This is a genomic window from Mesorhizobium sp. M7A.F.Ca.US.005.03.2.1, assembly GCF_003997795.1.
Lineage (GTDB): Bacteria > Pseudomonadota > Alphaproteobacteria > Rhizobiales > Rhizobiaceae > Mesorhizobium > Mesorhizobium ciceri.
This window is the reverse complement of sequence record NZ_RZRP01000515.1, coordinates 1-4,619: the sequence shown is the minus strand read 5'-3', so window position 1 is coordinate 4,619 and position 4,619 is coordinate 1. Positions and strand designations below refer to the sequence as shown.

The following is a 4,619-nucleotide window of genomic DNA, read 5'->3' as shown; positions in this document are numbered from 1 at the left end:
ATATCAGTCCGTTTGTTCGTGGGGTTTTGGCCGCTGGAGCACGGGGAAACACCCGGACGCGGGAAACTTGGCGCGACACATAAAGAACGCGCCCGGAAAGTCAAGCCCGGTAGGCCTTGCGCGACCCACCAGAGCCGGCTCGCGAGCGGAAATCATGCGGTTTCCGTCGCCGATGCCGCAACCTTCTTCCAGTCTCCGGTCGTGTTCCACCAGCGATTCGGATTGGCGCGGTCGTCCAGCCCCTTGGAACGGCTGGCGAGAATCGGCTGAATGCGGATCACCGGTTCCTGGTAGGAGTGCGCCTGGAAAATCGCCTCGACGACGCGGGCGGCCAGCGCCTGGTCGTCCGGCAGTTCGAAGGAAACCTCGACCGTGCCGGGGCGCCGCCGCAATTCGGTTTCGGCGCCGGCGGCCGCACCGTCAAGCGGCCTGTAGCGTTCGATGCCGTGCGCCGACTGATAGGCATTGCGGTCATATTTGCCCATGGCCAGCGGCGCGATCGCCACCACCGCATCCATGATGCGGTCGACGTCGGTGGCCGGAGCCTGGAAGGTCACGAGCAGAAGCAGTGTCATTCGTAGCGATGTGGTTTCAAAGCCGCTGTCGATCATGGAAGTGTCCTCAAGTGTTTTGGGACACCTTTTTAGCCCTGTGCTCCTGACACGGTTCTGTCAGCAGCCTGTCACCGTGCCGTGCCAAATGCATGGCTGGCCGCAGTCGCGCTACAGCAGGATCTTGCGAACCAACCTGACGGCGACCAAAGCGATATAGGCGGCGAAGAACAGGCCGAGCGACCAGCCGAAGCCGGACGGGCCGAACGCATCCATGCCGATGCCGATCGCCTGCGGGCCGAGCACCATGCCGACGCCGTAGCACAGCACGAAGGCGGCATTGGCCGACGCCAGTTCATGGCCGGAAAGCTGCGAGCCGAGATGGGCAAGGCCGATCGTGTACATGGCGGCGACGACGCCGCCCCAGACGAACAGAAGCGCGGCCATCAAATGCCAATTCTGGGCGAAGAAGGGCATGAACACGGTGCCGATAAGACCGACCGTCGCGCAGGCAATCAGCAGGTAGCGGCGATCGCTGACGCGGTCGCTGATCATGCCGATCGGGATCTGCAACAACACATTGCCGAGGCCGATCATGGTCAGCAGAAGGGCCGCATCGGCCTCGGAATAGCCGATTCGGCTGCCGTAGATCGGGAACAGCGCAAAGCCGCCGGTTTCCACCGCGCCGAACACCAGCACGGCAGCGGTCGCCGACGGCACCAGCCAGATGTAGCGCAGGAAATTGCTGGTTTCGCCATCCGAGGCGATCGACGGGCTCTCGTTGCGTGCTGCCAGCACGGGTATGGCCGCCAGCGTCACCAACGCGATGATGACGCCGAACGGCCTGAAGCCGGAACTGCCGAGATGAGCGAACAGCCACGGTCCGGCGGCAAAGCCGAGCGACAGGACAGTGGCGTAGATGCCAAGGACAAGGCCGCGCCGGTGCGGCGGCGCCGAGGTGCTGATCCAGAATTCAGACAGGATGAACAGCACCGTCAGCGCAATGTGCAGCACGATGCGCAGTGGAAACCACATCCAGAAATCGGGTGCGAAATGGAAGCCGACAAAGGCCAGCGCGCCGGCGGCGATCATGGCGATCATGGTCCAGGCAACGCCGAAGCGCATGGCGAGCGGGGTCGCCAGCGGCGCACCGGCGATCGAGGCGAGGCCGGCGACGGCGGTGTTGAGGCCGATCATCGAAGCCGAGTGGCCGCGTGTTTCAAGGATGACGCTGAGCAGCGGCATGCCGAGGCCGATGGCGATGCCGACGACGCTGATCGACGAGATCGCCGCCACCATCGGCAGCCAGTGTACGCGCTCGTCGCCCTTTGGTTGGGTATCGACCGTCATGGATGCTGAATACTCTGTCTGTTTGATCTTACGCAATTCGGACGGAAAACCGCGTCACACTTTCCTGGAATTGCTCTAGAGAAGTTCGCGGATGAAGCGGCTGCGGACAAGCCGGTAGAAGGGCACGGGACCGCCTGGACGCAACAGTGGATCATGGGCGAGGCGCTTTTCCAACTCGTCCAGGATCATTCGGGTGATGTCGGGTATGTCGGCTTCCCTGGCCTTGGCAAGCGGCAGCCAGACCAGCTCTTCCAGTTCGTTGGTCGGACCGCCACCGGGCAGTTCGACCGCGACGTCGTCACGCCACGCGCTGAAGAAGCGGGTGTCGAAGCGGCGCACCCGGTTGGGCGGCGTGATGGCGCGCGCGACGAAGCGCAGCATGTCGAGAGAGGGTTGCACGCCGTGTTCGGCAAAGCCTTGCCAGTCGGATCTGGGAGTTGCGAAAGCACCCTTGCGGCCGATCAGCAGCCCGGCTTCCTCATAGGTCTCTCGGATGGCCGACAGGGCGATGGCGCGGGCTCGTGCGGCGCTTGTGCGCCCCGGCCCGGCGATCAGCTTGGCTTCCTGCTCCGGGTGCAGGGCGGCGACGACCGGTATGCGGCTATCGGCCGGATCGGTGCGGCCGCCGGGAAAGACGAACTTGCCCGGCATGAAGGCGTGGCCGGCATGGCGGCGACCCATCAGAACCAGTACGTCGTCGTCCTTGCGGTCGAGCAGGATGAGGGTTGCCGCGTCGCGCGGGCGAATTGGCCGGTCGCTATGAGCGATCATGCTCCGCTCGATCCTGTCGACTTCCGCCTTGGTCATACCGTCCATGCGCAGGACCTAGCGGAAACTTCTGGCAAGCGAAAGTGGCCTTTCACGGTCGGTATGTTGCGCCAGGCAGCGTTCTTGGCTGCGGCCTAGGCTCCGGGATGCGGCTCGATCACGTCGTGCTCGCCGCCGAAGCCGTGCATATAGAAGGCCCATTGCAGCCCGATGACGGCACCCTTGACCGGCTGCAGCAGCGCAACCGACAAAAGGATGGTCAGCGGCACCCAGATGGCGATGTGCTGCCATATGGACAAAGTCGACGTCGCCTCAACGCCCATGAAGGCGCCCAGCACGATGTGGCCGACAATGACGATGACGAGGTAGGCCGGCAGGTCGTCGGCCCGGTGGTGATGCAATTCCTCGCCGCAGACGCCGCATGTGTCGACGGTCTTGGTAAAAGCGCGAAACAGCTTGCCTTCGCCGCAATGCGGGCAGCGGCCGAGCAGGCCGCGCTTCATCGCCGTCCACAGCGGGCGTGCGGCCCGGCCCGAGTGATGTTCTCCGCCGAAAACCTGTTCTTCCATGGCTGTTGTCATCATCGTCTCCTGCCGCGCGAACCCGGTCGCGATTGCGACGCGCGGGCGCGGCCCTTGGCCTTGTGAAACGACCGCTTGGAGCCCGGCAGAGGCTTTGGGTCGGTCAACATCTCGAAGCGCATTGCGCCGGCCATCGGCGCCACCTCGATAAGCCGGACCTCGACGCGGTCCGCGAGTTGGTAGCCTTTGTCAGAGCGTTCTCCGAACAGGGAGCGAGCCGTTTCATCGTATATATAGTAATCGCCGCCCAGAGTTGACACCGGGATGAAACCATCCGCGCCATACTGCGGCAATTGGACAAATAGTCCTGATTTGGTGACGCCGGAGATGCGGGCATCGAAGCGGTCATCGACGCGTTCGGCGAGATAGGCGGCGATCAGACGGTCGACCGTGTCCCGCTCGGCCGCCATTGCGCGGCGTTCCGTGCCGGAGATCAGCACCGCGACATCTTCGAGCCGTGCCGCTTCGTCCTGCGTCAGCCCACCCGGACCCAGTCCGAGTGCGGCAATAAGTCCGCGATGCACGATCAAATCGGCATAGCGGCGGATCGGCGAGGTGAAATGGGCGTAGCGGCGGAGGTTGAGACCGAAATGGCCGATGTTTTTTGGCGAGTATTCGGCCTGGCTCTGCGAGCGCAGCACCACTTCGTTGACAAGGCCTTCATTGTCGGCGCCGCGCACGCGCTCCAAAATGCCGTTGAACTGGCTTGGCTGCATCTGCGCGCCGCGCGCCAGTGACAGGCCCAATGTCTGCAGGAACTCGCGCAGCGATTCCTGCTTGGCGAGCGACGGCGCGTCGTGGACGCGATAGACCAGCTCCTGCTTCTTCGCCTCCAGCGTCTCGGCCGCGGCGACATTGGCCTGGATCATGAATTCTTCGATGAGCTTGTGGGCATCGAGCCGCTCCGGCACGATGACGCGGTCGACGGTGCCGTCCGGCTTGAGTACGATCTTGCGCTCCGGCAGATCGAGTTCGAGCGGCTGGCGGCCATCGCGGCCGCGCTTCAGGATCGCATAGGCGTCCCACAGTGGCTTCAGCACGGTTTCGAGGATCGGGCCTGTCTTGTCGTCCGGCGCGCCGTCGATCGCCGCCTGAGCCTGTTGGTAGGCGAGCTTTGCCGCCGACTTCATCATGACGCGATGGAAGGTGTGCCTGAGCTTGCGGCCCTCGGCCGAAAAGATCATGCGCACCGCCAATGCCGGCCGGTCCTGGCCCTCGCGCAGCGAGCAGAGATCGTTGGAGATGCGCTCGGGCAGCATCGGCACGACACGATCCGGGAAATAGACCGAGTTGCCGCGCTTCAGCGCTTCGCGGTCGAGTGCAGTGCCATAGCGCACATAGGCGGCGACGTCGGCGATCGCCACGGTGG

5 protein-coding genes are annotated in these 4,619 nt (G+C 64.1%); all 5 read right to left on the bottom strand.

All coding sequences use genetic code 11. From position 1 onward, the window contains the following. Window positions 1-152 precede the first annotated feature (152 nt). A complete protein-coding gene (locus tag EN991_RS24430; protein ID WP_127369723.1) occupies window positions 153-611 on the bottom strand; it encodes a hypothetical protein in 459 nt (152 codons plus the stop codon). A 111-nt stretch (window positions 612-722) separates the two neighbouring features. Beyond that, on the bottom strand, window positions 723-1,901 hold the full coding sequence (locus EN991_RS24425) for an MFS transporter (protein WP_024503576.1): 1,179 nt from the start codon (window positions 1,899-1,901) through the stop codon (window positions 723-725). A 75-nt stretch (window positions 1,902-1,976) separates the two neighbouring features. Next, window positions 1,977-2,717, bottom strand: a complete 741-nt coding sequence (locus EN991_RS24420) for an NUDIX domain-containing protein (protein WP_027161472.1) — start codon at window positions 2,715-2,717, stop codon at window positions 1,977-1,979. A gap of 86 nt (window positions 2,718-2,803) precedes the next feature. Beyond that, window positions 2,804-3,238, bottom strand: coding sequence for a DUF983 domain-containing protein (locus tag EN991_RS24415; protein WP_024503574.1), 435 nt, complete (start codon window positions 3,236-3,238; stop codon window positions 2,804-2,806). An 11-nt stretch (window positions 3,239-3,249) separates the two neighbouring features. After that, the coding region (locus EN991_RS24410; protein WP_127369722.1) for a VacB/RNase II family 3'-5' exoribonuclease at window positions 3,250-4,619 on the bottom strand (1,370 nt) is incomplete at its 5' end.

Excerpts from the sequence above, each read along its gene's own strand:
- EN991_RS24430 (WP_127369723.1), bottom strand. The coding sequence starts at position 611 with ATGATCGACAGCGGCTTTGAAACCACATCGCTACGAATGACACTGCTT.
- EN991_RS24425 (WP_024503576.1), bottom strand. The coding sequence starts at position 1,901 with ATGACGGTCGATACCCAACCAAAGGGCGACGAGCGCGTACACTGGCTG.
- EN991_RS24420 (WP_027161472.1), bottom strand. The coding sequence starts at position 2,717 with ATGGACGGTATGACCAAGGCGGAAGTCGACAGGATCGAGCGGAGCATG.
- EN991_RS24415 (WP_024503574.1), bottom strand. The coding sequence starts at position 3,238 with ATGGAAGAACAGGTTTTCGGCGGAGAACATCACTCGGGCCGGGCCGCA.